Here is a 16,567-nt window from a genome sequence, read left to right on the forward strand (position 1 = left end):
GGAAGGAGACAATATCATGGGGCCTCGCACAATATTCAGATAACGGTCTGTTTGCACCACGGAAAATCGCTGATGCGTTACGTACGACAAGCGATGAAGTTGCCCGTTCGGCAGGATTGGGACGCGATGCCGTACAGCGGAAAGACCGCGTACAATCTGACAAGACGCAGAAGCGGCTACGCGAGATGGTCGAGATTTTAAACAAGGTCGAGCCACGTTTTGGTTCAGCTCTTATGGCTTATGCCTGGTATCGTTCCGAACCGTTGGCGGGCTTTTCAGGCCAGACAGCTATGCAATTGGTGCTCACTGGCAGGGCCAGTGAAGTTCTTGATTATATAGATGCTGTTGATGCCGGGGTTTATGCCTGACCGTGCCAATCAGCTATCAAGACAAACTTTATCGAGCCTTGAATCCTGTTTTTGCGCGGGAGCCTCTTTCCGGGCGGGGCGCTGAGCTTTACGGCGGGCGCTTCAATCCCAAAGGGGTTTCGGCGCTTTACGCGTCCCTCAGCATCATGACCGCACTTCGCGAGGCCAATCAGGTTGGCAACCTGCAACCAACGACAATTGTGCCTTATGATGCAGAGGTCGAAACTATTTTCGACTGCAGGGACGAGCTCGCATTAGAAGAAATGGGAATGGACGCAGCAATGCTTGCGCATGATGGTTGGCGAGAGCAAATGCGATTGAAAAGTGAAGCCACGACGCAGATTTTTGCGAGACGCTTAATCGCAGCCGGTTATAGTGGCTTGCTGGTGCGCAGTTTTGCAAAAGGTGCAAACAAAGATGATCTTAATCTCGTTCTTTGGCGGTGGGGGCCATCGCCCCCTTCCCGCCTCACCTTGATTGATGATGAAAATGGGCTCTCCCGCTAAAAAACGTCGAAAGCAGTTTCATAGTTTTTGAGGAGTAGCTCTAGTTAGCAAAGACACTTCCCGGATTCATTCGTCCGTTGGGATCCAACACACTACGCAATGATCGCATGAGTTCCATACGAACGGGGTCAGAACGCGTGGCAAGCTCAGAGACCAACTTGCGACCAATCCCATGCTCAGCAGAAAAAGTGCCGCCGAGTTCGTCAACAACATCATGAACCTGCTTCATGACGTTAGCTGTCACGTCTGCTGGATCAGCAAATGCCGCCCATTCATCATGTGTGAAATGTGCGATGAAATGAATATTTCCATCACCAATATGAGACACAATCAGAATCGTTGCCTGAGGATAGATTGTATGGACAGCTGCAGTAGCGCGTTTGATCATCAACGGTACGATTGCCGGACGCACAGCAATGTCATGTGACAAGCTATGTCCATGCAGTTTATTGGCCTCCGACACCGAGTGCCTTAAATGCCAGATGTCTTCCGCATGTGCTTCGCTTTGAGCAATGAAGGCATCTTCAACCAAACCGGCCTCAAACTGCTCTGCCAACCATTCTTCGAGAGCGACATGAAGCTCTGTCGTCGCGTCTGTACTACCCAGTTCGACAAGCAAGGACCAATCTGGCCGGCTTTCAAGCGGATGCCTCGAACGCGGTATATGTTGCAGAACCAGATCAACCTGCTCACCAGACAAGAGCTCCGCCGCCTGGACCGCAGTATCAAACCGATCCTGCAAGCCCATCAGAATGGTTACTGCAGCATCGAGATTTGGCAAAGCAATCCAAGCATGTCCTGATGACCGCAGCACTGGCTGTAAACGCAGAGCGGCCGCCGTGATGATCCCCAGTGTGCCTTCAGCTCCGATGAAGAGGTTCTTTAAATCATACCCGGTGTTGTTTTTGCGCAATGCCTTCAAATCGTTCAATACCCGACCATCCGGCAGCACCACTTCGATGCCGCAGATCAGGTCACGAATAGGACCGTAACGAAGAGCACTGGTTCCTCCAGCATTGGTTGATGCCAGCCCCCCGATCTGTGCGCTGCCTTCGCTGCCAAGATGCAATGGAAAACGACGATCAACGGAACCTGCGGCATCATGAGCTGCCGTCAGGGTCAATCCAGCTTCAACCACGATTACATTCGACGCTTTGTCAATTTCACGAACTGCATCTAGACGACGCAGACCCAGAACAATGGTACGTCCCAGACTTAGAGGGACCGCGCCCTGACACAATCCGGTATTGCCCCCTTGAGGAACGATCGTGCTGCCATGCTCACTGGCAATGCGCATTACGGAAGAAACCTGTTCAGTGGTTGCTGGCAAAACAACAGCGATTGCCTGTCCAGTCTCATAGCCACGCCAGTCAGTCAGGAACGGCTCTTTATCATGAGCATCAGTCAACACATACTGGCTGCCAACGGCCTGACGAAGGTCGTGCAGGAAAGCATCATTGGAGCTGGACTTGGACAACATTTTCTTACCTGTGAAATTGAAAAGCACGTCTTTTGGGAAGTGGCGGTCAACCAACCCATTCGGATTGGCGAAGTGCAGAAATATCCTGGGCGCCGGCAAAGCCGAGAAACAAACGCAGTTCGTCCCTTAACTGTTCAACCATACGCACAACGCCGTCTGCGCCCCCTGCTGCAAGACCATAGAGAGGCGCACGCCCAAGAAACACGCCATCAGCACCAGCCGCCAGTAGTTTTGCTGCATCAGACCCGCGTCTCACGCCACTGTCGGCAAAAAGCGTTTTGTGAGGCCCCGCAGCGTCCCGTATCCTTGGCAGAACGTCCAATGGCAGAGCCGCACTATCGAGATTGCGGCCGCCATGCGCCGATACCACCACGCCATCGCAACCTAAATCGAAAACCTCAATTGCGTCAGCCGCAGACAAAACTCCTTTGATCAGAAGTTTATGCGGCCAGCGGTGACGAAGCTCTTTGACGAAATCTCTATCAAGCACAGTGTCGAGAGCGAAGCGCGGATCGCGGATGGAATCTGTCACTGCTTTAGCCACATCCCCGGGATAATGCGCATAGGACGGGAATCCTTTGCGCAATAGATATCGTCCCATGACTCCAAGTGTCCAATGCGGATGAAGCATCAAGTCCACTGCCAGCGTGGCTGAAAATTGTAGTGGCACCCCAAAACCATTGCGTCGGTTATGGATCTTTTTAGGTGATGCTGGCGTATCAACCGTCAATACCAAAGTATCAACACCACATGCTTTTGCACGCTCAAGCAGTTTCCATGTTTCTGAACGATCACGCCAGACATATAGCTGAAACCATAAGTCGCTATTGGGTGCTCCGGCCGCAATCTGCTCGATACTGGTCGATGACTGCGTTGCCACAACATAAGGCAGCCCGGCTGCTTTTGCTGCGCGCGCCATGAGAACTTCCCCATCATAGCGGACCATGCCCGCCAGAGCGGTAGGAGCAATCATAAACGGACAGTTGTGTGTGCTCCCAAGGTATTGTGCAGACAGATCAGGCGTGGTGACTGGACGCAGGACGTGTGGAACAACACGGCGCTTGGCGAAACCATTATGAAGCGCCGAAAGGGCGGTTTCTGCTTCGGTTCCCCGATCAATATATTCAAACAAAGCGCGGGGGAGAAAGACCTTTGCTCGTTCCCGCGCTTCCGCAAAATCCAGAAATCCCGCCCCGCCTGTCATGGACTATGCGATCCCTTCGGTGCGCAAACCTTCAACTGCCTTGAGTATCAGTGCCTGGGTTGCGTCATTGGGTGTCTTCAAAGGCAAAGAGACAGGCCCCACTGGCAGGCTCAGCTGAGCCATCATTGCTTTCAACGGACCAGGATTAACTTCGTTGAACAAAGCTGCGAATGTTGGAAGGAGCTTCCGATGAAGCGCAATCCCTTCCGCATAATTTCCGTCAACAAGCGTATCATGGATCTGTGTCCAGTAAGCTGGCAACATCGGAGCGCTGGCAAGAATGCCGCCCTTAGCACCATACATGATATGGATAGCGTACATCATGTCGTCGCCAGATAACAACGCGATACGATCACCAATCGCCGCAGACAAGCGGTTGAAATAATAAGCATCGGTATTGCAAATTTTTGCACCGATGATCGTACCATCTTCACCCAGCGTCTTCAGCGTTTCGACCGTGGTTACAAAGCTGGTTCGCGCAGGCACATCATAATAGACAAGTGGTAGATCAACAGTCTTTCGATAAGCGCGGAAATAGTCGATCACGCCCTGCTGGCTCGGAATAACGTAAAATGGGGTTACCAGCAGCAGCGCATCAGCGCCTGCTTCTTTAAACGCATTGCCATGATCTACTGCTTCAGCCCAGCCCGGCGAGACGACGCCGGCGACAACCGGAACGCGGCCATTCACAATCCGTACCGTTTCCCGCACAATTTCGAGCCTGACAGCGGCGGAAAGCGCGGTAAATTCGCCCGTGCCACCGACAGGCGCAAGCCCCTTCGCACCGCCAGCCAGATTTGCCTCAATAAGGACTTCCAGCTTTGCAACATCGAGTTGTCCGGCTTCAGTCAGTGGTGTTGGAATTGCGGGGAACATTCCATGCAGATCATAGTGCTTCATTGTCGAATATCCGCTTCTGTCTGGTATTTTGATTAGTGCTCAACTTTGGAAAGGAAGCTCTTCAGACGGTCCGTTTTAGGCTGGCGCAGTACTTCTCCCGGTGCGCCTGTCTCAACAACATGCCCGCTTTCCATGAAAATGACTTTTGACGCGACATTGCGTGCGAAACTCATTTCATGCGTAACGACAATCATTGTTGTTCCGTCAGCAGCCAGTCCCTGCATCACATCAAGAACCTCACCCACCAACTCTGGATCGAGCGCTGATGTTGGTTCGTCAAACAGCATAACTTCCGGCTCCAGAGCCAAGGCACGTGCGATAGCCACACGCTGCGCCTGACCACCAGAAATCTGATGCGGATAGAGACTGATTTTGTCAGACAGCCCAACTCGCTGAAGGAGCTTCATGGCCAGTTCTTGCGCTTGAGGCTTCGTCTTCAGCTTGTTCAGCAGTGGACCGGACATCACATTTTGCAGAACAGTCATGTGTGGGAAGAGATGGAACCCCTGAAAAACCATGCCAGTTTTGGCGCGAAATTCGGCTTTAACTCGCTCCGAGAACTTGCTCTTTGCGTGAAAATCCAGGCTGTTGCCTGCAATCTCAATAAGACCTTCCGTTGGCTGCTCGAGCAAATCAAGACAACGAAGTAATGTCGACTTCCCACAGCCTGATGGCCCAATAAGAACGGCCACATCGCCACGATCTACTGAAAGATCTATCCCCTTGAGAACTTCATGCGTACCAAATGTTTTACGCAGGCTTTTGACGTTAATCATCGCATGACCCTCAATGTTTGATTTCGAAACGGTTCGCAATCAGCGTCACGGGAGTGAGGATCGCCAGATACAGCAATGCTGCAAAGGTATAGACCTCAAGTGGTCTGTACGTTTCCATCGTCAAGCTACCAGCCGCATACATAAGATCAGGAACTGCCACCACTGAAAGAAGCGATGTGTTCTTAAGTTGCAGAATTGTCTGACTGACAATTGGCGGGATCATGCGTCGCGTTGCCTGCGGCAGAATGATGTGTCGCATTTTCGTAAAATAGGAGAACCCCAATACGGTCGATGCTTCCCATTGTCCGCGATCAATTGAGATCACGCCGGCCCGGAAAATTTCAGCTGCAAACGCACCCATGTAAAGCGTCAGGCCCAGTCCGGCTGCGAACCAATCCGGCAAGGTGTAGCCAGTGAGCATCGGCAATGCATAGAAGAACCAGACGATCTGCACGAGTAGTGGTGTGCAGCGAAAGAGATGTATGTAGGTATTGATGACCCAGGTCAGAACCGGAATACGGGATACTAAGGCGAGCCCTAATACGACACCGATGAGAAGACCTGCCAGCGACGTAACGAAGGCATAGGCCACCGTTACACCAATAGCATTGAGCCACAATTGTCCGTCCAGAATAACGGACCAGTCAAATTGGTACATCCGAATGCACTCCCATTTTTGCGGCCACACTGAATCCGGATCAGGCAGCCTTTTTTTCGCAGCTAGCTTGATTCGAAGTTGAAGAAAAGCAATTTCGCACAAATAATTATTAATTAATCATATTGTGATTAAATATAATCGATATACGATTACTTATGTTGATATTATGTTTAATTTCAATTTTTAATGATGGATTTTCGTGAAGAAATGATTTTTCGCTTGTCGTTGATAATGAGAAGATCACAAGGTGCAACCGGGCAATTTAAAGCTCTCCATAGAAGGGCACTTGAAGGGAATATGATAATGATGAAGACGATTGCAGCTGCGCTTTTGGCTTGTGCAAGCATTACAATGAGTGCGCCAGCAATGGCTGAATCGGTATGGGACAAGATCGAACGTACCGGTGAAGTTGTATGCGGCGGAGTCAGAAACTATCCACCGACATCGTTTCATGTGGGTGGAAACCTCGAATATGCCGGTTACGGACCACGGGTCTGCCGCAAGATGGCAGCGGATCTGGGTAAGGCCATGGGTAAAGAGCTCAAGCTGAAATGGCGTGAAGTGACATGGCAGAGCGTTGTGCTCGATTTGCAGTCTGGTCGCCTTGATATTTTTCCAGGTATGACGGCAACGGAAGAGCGCAAAAAGGCTTTGGCCATGGCTGGCCCCGTTTGGCAGATGTCGGATTGTGTCATTGGCGCCAAGGGCAAAGAGCCTATGGCGACATGGGAAGAATACAATTCGCCCAATGTTACATTCGCGATGGTCACAGGCGCAGCACAAACTGCGTTCATCAAGCAGGACATGCCAAACGCCAAGATCATGAACCTTAAGGAAATGAGCGAGGCGATCATGGCTGTGCAGTCTGGCCGTGCTGATTACATGCTGCAGGAACTGCCGATCTGCATAAAAACTTTTGAAAGCGCACGTGGCATTTTCTCAAGCTACAAAGTGCCAGAACCAGTCCACGGCATTCCTGTTTCAGCTGCGACCCGCAAGGATGAAGACGGCCGCGTTCAGGAATTCCTCCAGAAATGGGCAGACGAAAACCGCTCGAACCAGGCAATTGTTCCGTTACTCCTTGAAGGCTTCAAGGACGCCGGCATGGATACTTCCGCCCTGCCTGAAGGCATTCGTTTCTAAAACAAACGGGAAGGGTGTCGATATCGACACCTTTCTTCCTCCTGTCTCGTTATATGCAGCATTTAGTGAGTAACGATCAGGAGAATCTTTAAGCTATCTGAGAATAGGTAATAATTATTGACTAGATGATGGTATCGGGAATGCCATGTCAGAGGAGAGGTTGAGCTAACAATGGCAAAGAACGATGAAGAACATGACGACCCAATGATGGTCAGAGCGGTTGAAAAAGCTTTTCGTGTTCTTGAGACATTCGACCCGGTTCATTCTCGCCAAACTCTGACGCAACTGGCTCAACGCGCCGGTATCGACCGCTCAGCGGCACAGCGTTTTGCCCATACATTGCTACATCTTGGCTATATTCAGAAAGTGCCGGGTAGCAAGACCTATGAGCTGGCGGCCAAGTCTCTTAACATGGCTTACCGCTATACACGCTCGAGTTTACTCGTGCAGAGGGCACATCCCTATTTACTCCATCTTAATCGCAGCACAGGAGAGACAATTTCTCTCACCTTGCTCGACGACACCGACATTATCTATCTCGCACGTTATCTTTCCTCAAATACGCTTGATAATGATGTCATTGTTGGCAGCAGATTGCCGGCATATTGCTCTGCAGCCGGATTGGTATTCCTGGCTGGTCTTGATGATAGCAAAATCCACGACATTCTGGCGCGCAGCGACTTACGAGCCTATACGCCTAAAACGGTTTTTGATCCGGAGAAAATCTGGCGGCGGATATATGAAACGCGTCAGCGCGGTTTCGCTATCGCAGAAGAGCAGGTCTATACCAACGATATTGCACTGGCTGCGCCAATTTACTTACCGGATGGGCACACAACAGCTGCCGCTGTCCTTGCCGCATCAAACCTGCGCTACAACGAAGACACTCTGATAAGGCAATTTGTTCCTATGATGATTTCAGCGACGCGCTCGGTTACGCAAATTTTGACGTAAGCGTCTAAAAAACACTATGAAGAAGCTGTTTCAACACGGTTCTTTCCGTGTGATTTCGCTTCATAAAGTGCCATGTCGGCTTTACGCAGAATGCTGTCGAATGATGACGATGAATTTTTCTGCTTAGCCACACCGATCGATACCGTCACTTTTATTTCGACATTACCGATGGAAAATACATCTTTTTCAATTTTCTTTCGGATCCCTTCTGTCGCCGTTATGGCCTGCTGACTGTTGGCTTCACCAAAAATTATCACGAACTCTTCTCCGCCAGAGCGCGCGACGAAATCTCCGTTCTCCATCGACGCCTGTAAGCGGAAGGCAACATGTTTGAGAACCCTGTCGCCAACATCATGGCCATGGCTGTCGTTGATCAGCTTAAAATTATCGATATCAAGGACTGCCACCGCGTGATGAACTTCACACGCGCTGGTGGCTTCAAATCTGTCTGCGCCGACTTCATTCAAAGTTCTGCGATTGGGCAGCCCAGTTAAATAATCCCTGGATGCGGCCCGCTCCCATCGGCGCCTTATCTGGTCGGTGCACATCAATATAAAGGCGGTTGTTCCAATGATGGGAAGAACGGCAAGGAACAGCGGCGTGACCGCGTTCATCCAGTTGGTATTGTCTGCAATGTCCAGGGCAGCACTGGGACTGATGCCCACATAAAAAAGTGCACGGGCGGCGGTGGCGCTCAGAGCGGCAATGTATAGAGATAGCAACATCACACGGCTGCGCGATCCATCGCTATAACGTCGGTTGGCGAGGATACGAATACTGGCTGCCATCAACCAAATCCATACAATGGAGACGATAACGATACGCGCCAGTGTATTGGGCATCACAATCACAAAATACGTGAAAGGTATCATCGCGAGGATGGAAATCACCCAGGGGAACAGAATGCTTTTCAGGTTATGAAACTGTCTTATTGCCGTATAATACAGGCACAGACCCGCAAAAAGGCAGGCGTTTGCTATGGTTACCGTCACGGCAGGTGGTGCAATTTTACTGGCTGCAAAAATAGCGCACCCGAACGCGACGAGCAAAGTCGCCCACATCCAGTTCATTGCAGCAGGTCGCAGTGACACCGGAAAATCGCGATTGATGGCGCTTAGCATAGCGCCGTTGGCAAGGATAATCAAAGTGACGGTTAGAAAAACCGATTTGGCGTCCACCTCTCCCTACCCCCAATCAATTCGATCTGCCTACTCAATGCAGTCAGCTTAAGAATTCTCTCAACACGTCGAAAGTGTGATCGCCATGATATGTTGTTTCGCCTGCACACACTGCGTCATATGAATTGCCACCCGAACCTCCAAACGAATGCGCCTCTTCAAACCAATTGGAACTTCATAATTCGATGATCTATGTATCTCAAAATATATTAGCGCGCTGATATTCAGCAAAGGTTCATAAACTTTCAGCTAACGATTTCGTGATGTCGCCGAACTTTGCTCTAAATCGACCAATAATGATGACGACACAAAGCGCCATATTTGATCGGGCTTGATGAAATAAGGCGTGTGCAATTTCTGCCTTCAAGGAGAGGGATAATGACTATTCGTTCCAAGCTTCTCGCAACGGTTGTCGTACCGGCGCTTTCAGCATCCATAATGATGCAGCCGGTTCAGGCCGAAACATCGGCTGCAACAATCATCCTCGCGCAGGATAGCAGCGAGCAACCCTCCGATGATCAATCATTGCGTCAGCAACAGACAGAAGAAATGGAACGGGCGGCAGAAGAAGCCCGCCGTCAAGCCGATGAGCAGAATGCAATCGCGGAAGAAACGCGCCGAAAAGAAGCTGAGGATGCTGCCCGACAAGCTGCCGAGCAACAGAAAGCAGCAGAAGAAGAAGCCAGACGCGCAGTGGATCAGCAGCAGAAAGCAGCTCAGGAAGAAGCTGATCGACAGGCAGAAGAACAAAAACGTGCGTCCGAACAAGCCCAACGGGAAGCTGCAGAACAGCAGATGAGTGCTGAGCAGCAGAAGGCAATCGACGAAGAAGCAAAAAGGCAGGCGAGAGAGGCTGCAGAGCAGTCCAAGCCAACCGAAAAGCCGGATCAGCCATCGGAGCCAACTCAATCCGGAGAGGCGCCCGCGGCACCCACTGGTCAGGAACCCGTACAGCAGCCGGAAGAGCCAACCGCCCCTCAGGTGCAGCCTGAACAACCTGCCCCAAAGACACCTGCCTCAGATGAAAAGCCTCAGGACGCTGAACCGGCTCCAGCGGAACAACCAGATCAACAGCAACCGCAGCCAGAGCCGCAGCCTGAACAAGAAGCGCAACAGCCTGCGAACAATTTGCCAGCAGAACCTAAGGCTGAAATTGTTGACGAGCGGACAACCGAGCAAAATCAGGAGATCGCGAAAGATCCCGCCAGCACGGATGAAACCGTTGTTCTGCCGGTGGAAAACGGCGCTGCAATTCTTGATAGCGACAAGGACGCGGACAATTCCGGTGGTAATCAATCTCGGGAAGAGCGCCGTAAACAACGTGAACAACAACGCGCGGCTGACGAACAAAAGACGCCACCACCTACCGATGACGCCGCAGCTCAGGTAGAAATCCCCGCAGATTTGAAGGCTGCTCTGCCTCAGAAAATCGAAGCCAATCTCAAGGAAGAAGGTACGCGCATCAAGGATGCGCCAGCGTTCGTCGTTCCGGATACTACCAATATCGTCAATAACACGGTTATAAATAATACCGTCATTAACAACACAACCGTCAACAATGTGACGAATGTGAAGGTTATCGAGCAGATCGATAACCGCGTCATACTGGAGACAGGCGACCGTATATTCGTCCGCGGAGATGATCGCCCTCGCCTGCGCCGCGACGCTGAACGCACTTACTATGATGAGTTGCCGCGTGGTCGCTTGCGCGAAACCATTGTGCGTCCCGGTGGATACGAGATCGTGACGGTCTATGACCGCTACGGCGATATTTTACAGCGCTCGCGTATTGATCGTGATGGAAATGAATATCTCATGATCTATGCGCCAGAGTATGACGATAATCCCCGTGCAGCGATTTTCGATGTCGGGTATGATCTGCCTCCTATGCGGCTGACCATTCCGGTCAACGATTATATCATTGACGTTGCAGCAGACTCTGAACGCGACTTCTATGATTTCCTTGCTTTGCCACCTGTCGAACGTGTTGAACGCGTCTATACCATCGATGAGGTTCGCCACTCCGCTCGCTTGCGTGACAAGGTGCGCCGTATCGATCTGGACACCATTCATTTTGCTACCGGTAGCGCAGAGGTTTCGTTGTCACAGGCTAAAACCCTTCGCAAAGTTGCAAGCGCGATGCAAAAAGTGCTGACCAAGGATCCAGGGGAAACCTTTTTCATCGAAGGTCATACAGATGCCGTGGGTTCTGATCGTTCAAATCTTGTGCTTTCCGACCAACGAGCGGAATCTGTCGCAAGCCTGCTGACGGAAGTTTATGATATCCCAGCAGAAAATCTTGTAACTCAAGGGTACGGCGAACGGTTTCTGAAAATCCGTACGCAAACGGCCGAACAGGAAAACCGCCGCGTAACAATCAGGCGAGTGACACCATTGGTTCGTCCTGTGGCGCAGCGTTAAATCGACTTGAGTTAGTTCGGTCAGGCACAAACACTGACCGAACTAATCTGAGCTAGAGTGGCTCACGCGGGGACGAATTGCACTTTCATCGTGGCAGGGTCGCCACTTTGCTTTGTAAAAAATGACAGCATTTCTTCAATCGGCAGGCGATGCGATATCAGACGTGCCATGTGGCCTTGATCGTTCTGAAGAATTGACAATGCTTGCGGAATATTACGGTTTAGCGAGTGCGAACCTGCTATGCGTATCTGACGGCGGAAAATCTCAAACGGCGCCACTGAAATACGCGCGTCAGGTGCACATACGCCAAACACCAGTACCGTTCCACCATCTGCCGTAAAGCCGACCATACCTTCTGCAACCTTGGCAATTCCTGTTGCATCAGCGACAAAGTCAAAGCTTTTCTTCCGCGCCTCAAGTTCATCCGAGCCAGAAATAACTGGCTCAAGCCCAAGGCTCTCAGTGAATGCAAGCCGGTGCTCATTAATATCGGCAACAGCAACGTTCGCTACACCTTGTGCTTTGAGCGACAGCGCAAGCAGCAAGCCAATCGGGCCGGCGCCAAATACCAGTGCTGTCTCAGCTCCTTGCGGGCCGGGTTTCAGTTCGGCTGCTCCAAGCCCATTGAGCACACAAGCCAGCGGCTCTGCCAGAGCCGCAACATCGAAAGGCAGATCACCGATGAGATGCAGATGTCGCGCGTTCACAAGGCTCTTGTCCGCGAAACCACCGTTATGCGTCACGCCATAAGCCTTCAGGTCCAAGCAAAGATTGGTCAGACCCTTCCGGCAGGCACGGCAATGCCCACAGGGTATATTCGGATCGACCGCGACGCGATCCCCGGGCTTAACGTTGGTTACGTCCTCAGCAACAGCAAGTACAACACCAACATATTCATGTCCCGGCACGAGCGGAAATGCACTGGAGCCATAGCGTCCATGCAACACGTCGATGTCGGTATGACACAGACCCGACGCTTTGACATCGATCAAGGCATGGCCGGGCTTTAGCTCGGGGTCGGGCAATTGGGCGAGCTCCGCAACGCCATGCCCGGTAAAATATATGGCTTTCATTTCTGCACCTTGGAGCACATTGCGAATGCCAGAAACGGCTTTCGACGAAAATTCGCGTTAGAACAAACGGCTAGAACACGGATCTGATTGAAACGCGCTCTAAGAGATGGCTCAAGCCATCCAGTTGCCACCATCGACACCAAAAGTCTGAGCGAGGATGTAATCGCTGTCAGATGAAGCAAGGAATAAGGCCATGCCTGTGATATCTTCGGGCGTGGCAAAGCGACCAATTGGTACCGATTTAGCAACGGCCGCTTTCTTCTCACCGGACTTTAGTCCTTCCCATTTGGCAAAATTTGCATCTACCACTTCCCAATGTTCCCCATCGACAACGCCCGGTGCGATCGCATTGACCTGGATGTTGTGCTTGACAAGAGCAAGTGCTGCCGACTGGGTAGCCGAGATAATCGCAGCTTTAGACAGGCAATAAAGCGTCACCAATGCTTCGCCACGACGGCCAGCCTGGCTCGCCATGTTGATGATTTTACCGCCGCGCCCGCGCTCTATCATCACATTCGACACCGCTTTCATCATGAATAGCGGACCTTTAAGATTGATGCCGAGTACGCTTTCATAACTGTCTTCGGTGATCGCATTGATCGGTGCCATATCGAAGATAGCCGCGTTGTTGACTAGAATGTTTATGCCACCATATTCCTTATCGATATCGGCCACGACTTTCTCGATATCTGCAAGGTTAGTCACATCGAGCTTAACCGCCTTCACAGCACTGCCCAGACTGCGCGCCGCCTCTTCTGCGCGCTCAATATTGATGTCGGCGATGATGACTTTCGCGCCCTCACGCGCGTAGGCTTCTGCAAAGCCAAGACCGATACCACGTGCGGCACCGGTGATAAGGGCAACTTTGTCTTTTAGTCTCGTGGGCATACTCATGGGAAGTCTCCGGGAGAGTTATTCACTGCACTCAACGATGCGTTTTCTTATCAGAAAGCAGAAGTGGATGACGCTCACGCCGTTCGAGCGCCAATCCATCAGATTTGAAGAGATGTGCGTCAGCCGGGTTAAAGCCAAGCTTGGCGACTTCATGGGTGCGTGCAGTGCTGCCACCACCAGCTTCAGCAACGATCAGGTCCTTCGCAGCCGAATTCTGTACATAAAGGTATGTTTCGCCACCCAGACGTTCGACGACCATAATCTCACCATCCAGAGTGCCATCACTTGCCGGATGAAGATGTTCAGGACGAACACCAAGGACCAGTGATGCACCGATATCGACTCCGTTGCTCTTAACTGGCACCGTCACGCTATTGCCGTCCGCAAGTACGACGGTAACGCCCTCTGCATCCACTGCTTTCACCTTAACATCGATGAAGTTCATGGTTGGCGAACCGATGAAGCCCGCAACGAATTGATTGACGGGGTGATGATAGAGCTCAAGCGGTGAACCAAGCTGCTCAACCTTGCCATCACGCAGAACAACAATCTTATCAGCAAGCGTCATCGCTTCGACCTGATCGTGTGTCACGTAGATCATGGTTGCATTCAGGCGATCATGAAGACGAGCCAGCTCGATACGCATCTGCACGCGCAGCGCTGCATCAAGGTTCGACAGCGGCTCATCAAAGAGGAAAATCTTCGGCTCACGAACCATGGCGCGACCAATGGCAACGCGCTGGCGTTGACCACCTGAAAGCTGACCTGGCTTGCGATCTAAAAGCTGATCGAGCTGAAGTGTCTTCGCCACCTCTTCGACTTTCCGGTCACGCTCTGACTTGGGAATTTTTGCGAGTTTGAGTGCGAAGCCCATATTGTCACGCACATTCATATGCGGATAAAGCGCATATGTCTGGAAGACCATCGCCAAACCGCGTTCATCAGGCGGCACATCATTACATTGCTGGCCATCAATGGTGAGATCACCCCCGGTGATTTCTTCAAGCCCGGCAATCATCCGCAATAGCGTGGACTTACCTGATCCAGATGGACCGACAAAAACCACAAACTCGCGGTCTTCAATATTCAGATCAACGCCTTTGATGACATCGACGTTGCCGTAGGATTTGGTCGCATTATGGAAAGAAAGCGTGGCCATGGGGTTCCCTTTATTTCACGGCGCCGAAGGTGAGACCGCGCACCAGCTGGCGCTGGGTGATCCAACCAAAGACAAGGATTGGCGCGATGGCGAGCGTGGAAGCCGCCGAGAGTTTTGCCCAGAACAGCCCTTCTGGCGATGAGAAGGACGCGATGAAGGCGGTTAGCGGACCGGCCTTGGATGCCGTCAGATTGAGGCTCCAGAATGCTTCGTTCCAGCAAAGAATAATCGAGAGAAGTGCGGTTGAGGCGATGCCTGGCAAGCTGAGCGGCAGTAGCAGATAACGGATTTGCTGGCCCACTTTTGCACCATCCATGCGACTGGCTTCAAGAATTTCGTGCGGCACTTCCTTGAAGAAAGAATAGAGCATCCAGACCACAATAGGCAGGTTGGACAATGTGAAGATGATAATGAGGCCGGTGCGAGTGTCGAGCATTCCACTGTCGCGGGCGAGCAGATAGATCGGGACAAGAACGCCCACAGCTGGAAGCATCTTGGTTGAAAGCATCCAAAGCAAAAGATCCTTGGTACGCCTACCCGGGAAAAATGCTGCTGCATAAGCCGCGGGCACCGCGATGATGAGTGAGAGGATCGTTGCCCCCACGCTTTCAACGATACTATTCATCGCATAACGGAAATAATCCGCTCGCTGATTGACCGCCTCGAAGTTCTCAAGCGTTGGAGAAAATAAAAGCTTTGGCGGTGCCACAGCGTCGATTTCAGTTTTGAATGCTGCGAGCAACATCCAAAGGATCGGAAAGAACATCAGGAGCGCCACAATCCAGCCAATGATACCGGCGGAGACTGTGGCCTTGTTGAATTTACGTTTTGCAGCCATCTCAGCCTCCTAATTATCCAGATTGCGCGCGACTGTGCGGATGAGGAAAAAGGCGACAATATTGGCGAGGACGATAGCAATAACGCCCGCAGCCGATGCGCCGCCGATATCCCATTGCAGCAGCGCTTTGAGATAGATGAAATAGGTGAGCGTGGTGGTGGCGATACCCGGACCGCCCGAAGTGGTCACAAGAATTTCTGCAAAGATTGATAGAAGGAAGATCGTCTCAATCATGATGACGACCGAGATCGGCCGCAACAAGTGAGGCAGAATGATGTAGTAAAACATCGCCGGCCCCTTGGCTCCGTCAAGGCGAGCGGCTTCCATTTGTTCGCGATCGAGCGACTGCATCGCAGTCATTAGGATAAGCGTTGCAAAGGGCACCCATTGCCATGAAACAATCATGATGATTGAAGCCATGGGAAATTGCGAAAACCAGTCGATAACCGGCAGTCCAAAGCTACGCGAAATAAAAGCAAAGAAGCCGTTCACCGGATGCATTAGCAGGTTTTTCCAGATCAGCGCAGACACGGTTGGCATGACAAAAAATGGCGCAATGACCAGAAGACGCGCTATGTTTTTGCCAAAGAAATCCTGATCAAAAATAACGGCGAATAAAACACCCAGTACAATAGATATGGCCAGGACAGATCCAAGCAGGATCAATGTATTAGCAATGGCAGACCATAGTCCTGGGTCCGACAGAAGAAACGAATAATTCGATACGCCCGCAAAGCCCGTCACAAATGGATTGATCAGATTATAATACTGGAATGAAAACCACAGCGTCATTGCCAGCGGCACAATCATCCACAAAAGCAGTACAATCACAGCTGGCGCGAGCAGAGGACCGGTACGGATACTACGGCGCGATCTGGATGCAAAACGAGATTTGGTGCCGGTGACGGCAACGTTGTCAGATGGCATTGAATGCCCCTCCCTTCCCGCTCATGCTCTCACTCCACTAAGAGCCTGCGAAAATTACAGCGGTTCCGGTTGAGATTAAATCGACGGA

General features: G+C 51.4%; 16 protein-coding genes. 5 read left to right on the forward strand and 11 right to left on the reverse strand.

All coding sequences use genetic code 11. The annotated features are described in order from the left end of the window. The first annotated feature begins 11 nt into the window (after positions 1-11). Together CES85_RS22865 and CES85_RS22870 are read left to right on the forward strand one after the other, a co-directional pair. Entirely contained in the window at positions 12-368 is a 357-nt protein-coding gene (locus CES85_RS22865; protein WP_095448824.1) for an MbcA/ParS/Xre antitoxin family protein, read from the forward strand. Between the two features lie 8 nt (positions 369-376). Continuing rightward, on the forward strand, positions 377-874 hold the full coding sequence (locus tag CES85_RS22870; protein ID WP_095448825.1) for an RES family NAD+ phosphorylase: 498 nt from the start codon (positions 377-379) through the stop codon (positions 872-874). A 40-nt stretch (positions 875-914) separates the two neighbouring features. Here CES85_RS22870 and CES85_RS22875 read toward each other — a convergent pair whose 3' ends face one another. From CES85_RS22875 to CES85_RS22895, 5 genes are read right to left on the reverse strand one after another with little or no spacing between them, the layout of a single operon-like run. Next, positions 915-2,354: an FAD-binding oxidoreductase gene (locus tag CES85_RS22875; protein WP_095448826.1), complete on the reverse strand. Its 1,440-nt coding sequence runs from the start codon at positions 2,352-2,354 to the stop codon at positions 915-917. Between the two features lie 46 nt (positions 2,355-2,400). Further along, the gene (locus CES85_RS22880) at positions 2,401-3,558 is read right to left on the reverse strand and encodes an alpha-hydroxy acid oxidase (RefSeq protein WP_095448152.1); all 1,158 of its coding nucleotides are present in this window, start codon (positions 3,556-3,558) and stop codon (positions 2,401-2,403) included. Between the two features lie 3 nt (positions 3,559-3,561). After that, a complete protein-coding gene (locus CES85_RS22885) occupies positions 3,562-4,458 on the reverse strand; it encodes a dihydrodipicolinate synthase family protein (RefSeq protein WP_095448153.1) in 897 nt (298 codons plus the stop codon). Positions 4,459-4,490: 32 nt separating this feature from the next. Further along, positions 4,491-5,234 carry an amino acid ABC transporter ATP-binding protein gene (locus CES85_RS22890; RefSeq protein WP_095448154.1) on the reverse strand — a complete coding sequence of 248 codons (744 nt, stop codon included), beginning with the start codon at positions 5,232-5,234 and terminating at the stop codon, positions 4,491-4,493. Positions 5,235-5,244: 10 nt separating this feature from the next. Next, positions 5,245-5,892 carry an amino acid ABC transporter permease gene (locus CES85_RS22895; protein ID WP_095448155.1) on the reverse strand — a complete coding sequence of 216 codons (648 nt, stop codon included), beginning with the start codon at positions 5,890-5,892 and terminating at the stop codon, positions 5,245-5,247. Between the two features lie 303 nt (positions 5,893-6,195). On the opposite strand from CES85_RS22895, the gene CES85_RS22900 reads away from it, so the two are divergent. Beyond that, entirely contained in the window at positions 6,196-7,035 is an 840-nt protein-coding gene (locus CES85_RS22900) for a transporter substrate-binding domain-containing protein (RefSeq protein ID WP_157743484.1), read from the forward strand. A gap of 171 nt (positions 7,036-7,206) precedes the next feature. After that, positions 7,207-7,989: an IclR family transcriptional regulator gene (locus CES85_RS22905; RefSeq protein WP_094573756.1), complete on the forward strand. Its 783-nt coding sequence runs from the start codon at positions 7,207-7,209 to the stop codon at positions 7,987-7,989. Between the two features lie 14 nt (positions 7,990-8,003). Here CES85_RS22905 and CES85_RS22910 read toward each other — a convergent pair whose 3' ends face one another. Continuing rightward, the gene (locus CES85_RS22910) at positions 8,004-9,167 is read right to left on the reverse strand and encodes a GGDEF domain-containing protein (protein WP_095448157.1); all 1,164 of its coding nucleotides are present in this window, start codon (positions 9,165-9,167) and stop codon (positions 8,004-8,006) included. Positions 9,168-9,545: 378 nt separating this feature from the next. Between CES85_RS22910 and CES85_RS22915 the strand changes: the two genes are divergently transcribed. After that, entirely contained in the window at positions 9,546-11,588 is a 2,043-nt protein-coding gene (locus CES85_RS22915) for an OmpA family protein (protein WP_095448158.1), read from the forward strand. Between the two features lie 62 nt (positions 11,589-11,650). Here the strand turns inward: CES85_RS22915 and CES85_RS22920 are convergent, their stop codons facing one another. The 5 genes from CES85_RS22920 to CES85_RS22940 all read right to left on the reverse strand — a co-directional run bounded on the left by CES85_RS22920 (position 11,651) and on the right by CES85_RS22940 (position 16,479). After that, entirely contained in the window at positions 11,651-12,661 is a 1,011-nt protein-coding gene (locus CES85_RS22920) for a zinc-dependent alcohol dehydrogenase family protein (protein WP_095448159.1), read from the reverse strand. A gap of 111 nt (positions 12,662-12,772) precedes the next feature. Further along, positions 12,773-13,549, reverse strand: coding sequence for an L-iditol 2-dehydrogenase (locus CES85_RS22925; protein ID WP_095448827.1), 777 nt, complete (start codon positions 13,547-13,549; stop codon positions 12,773-12,775). A gap of 37 nt (positions 13,550-13,586) precedes the next feature. Then, on the reverse strand, positions 13,587-14,714 hold the full coding sequence (locus CES85_RS22930; RefSeq protein ID WP_095448160.1) for an ABC transporter ATP-binding protein: 1,128 nt from the start codon (positions 14,712-14,714) through the stop codon (positions 13,587-13,589). A gap of 10 nt (positions 14,715-14,724) precedes the next feature. After that, positions 14,725-15,552 carry a carbohydrate ABC transporter permease gene (locus CES85_RS22935; protein WP_095448161.1) on the reverse strand — a complete coding sequence of 276 codons (828 nt, stop codon included), beginning with the start codon at positions 15,550-15,552 and terminating at the stop codon, positions 14,725-14,727. A 9-nt stretch (positions 15,553-15,561) separates the two neighbouring features. Further along, on the reverse strand, positions 15,562-16,479 hold the full coding sequence (locus tag CES85_RS22940; RefSeq protein WP_095448162.1) for a carbohydrate ABC transporter permease: 918 nt from the start codon (positions 16,477-16,479) through the stop codon (positions 15,562-15,564). Between the last annotated feature and the right edge of the window lie 88 nt (positions 16,480-16,567).

This window comes from Ochrobactrum quorumnocens (assembly GCF_002278035.1).
Lineage (GTDB): Bacteria > Pseudomonadota > Alphaproteobacteria > Rhizobiales > Rhizobiaceae > Brucella > Brucella quorumnocens.

What these genes read in the sequence shown, in the direction of transcription:
- CES85_RS22875 (WP_095448826.1), bottom strand. Translation starts at nt 2,354, where the DNA reads ATGTTGTCCAAGTCCAGCTCCAATGATGCTTTCCTGCACGACCTTCGT.
- CES85_RS22880 (WP_095448152.1), bottom strand. Translation starts at nt 3,558, where the DNA reads ATGACAGGCGGGGCGGGATTTCTGGATTTTGCGGAAGCGCGGGAACGA.
- CES85_RS22885 (WP_095448153.1), bottom strand. Translation starts at nt 4,458, where the DNA reads ATGAAGCACTATGATCTGCATGGAATGTTCCCCGCAATTCCAACACCA.
- CES85_RS22890 (WP_095448154.1), bottom strand. Translation starts at nt 5,234, where the DNA reads ATGATTAACGTCAAAAGCCTGCGTAAAACATTTGGTACGCATGAAGTT.
- CES85_RS22895 (WP_095448155.1), bottom strand. Translation starts at nt 5,892, where the DNA reads ATGTACCAATTTGACTGGTCCGTTATTCTGGACGGACAATTGTGGCTC.
- CES85_RS22900 (WP_157743484.1), top strand. Translation starts at nt 6,196, where the DNA reads ATGATGAAGACGATTGCAGCTGCGCTTTTGGCTTGTGCAAGCATTACA.
- CES85_RS22905 (WP_094573756.1), top strand. Translation starts at nt 7,207, where the DNA reads ATGGCAAAGAACGATGAAGAACATGACGACCCAATGATGGTCAGAGCG.
- CES85_RS22915 (WP_095448158.1), top strand. Translation starts at nt 9,546, where the DNA reads ATGACTATTCGTTCCAAGCTTCTCGCAACGGTTGTCGTACCGGCGCTT.
- CES85_RS22920 (WP_095448159.1), bottom strand. Translation starts at nt 12,661, where the DNA reads ATGAAAGCCATATATTTTACCGGGCATGGCGTTGCGGAGCTCGCCCAA.
- CES85_RS22925 (WP_095448827.1), bottom strand. Translation starts at nt 13,549, where the DNA reads ATGCCCACGAGACTAAAAGACAAAGTTGCCCTTATCACCGGTGCCGCA.
- CES85_RS22930 (WP_095448160.1), bottom strand. Translation starts at nt 14,714, where the DNA reads ATGGCCACGCTTTCTTTCCATAATGCGACCAAATCCTACGGCAACGTC.
- CES85_RS22935 (WP_095448161.1), bottom strand. Translation starts at nt 15,552, where the DNA reads ATGGCTGCAAAACGTAAATTCAACAAGGCCACAGTCTCCGCCGGTATC.
- CES85_RS22940 (WP_095448162.1), bottom strand. Translation starts at nt 16,479, where the DNA reads ATGCCATCTGACAACGTTGCCGTCACCGGCACCAAATCTCGTTTTGCA.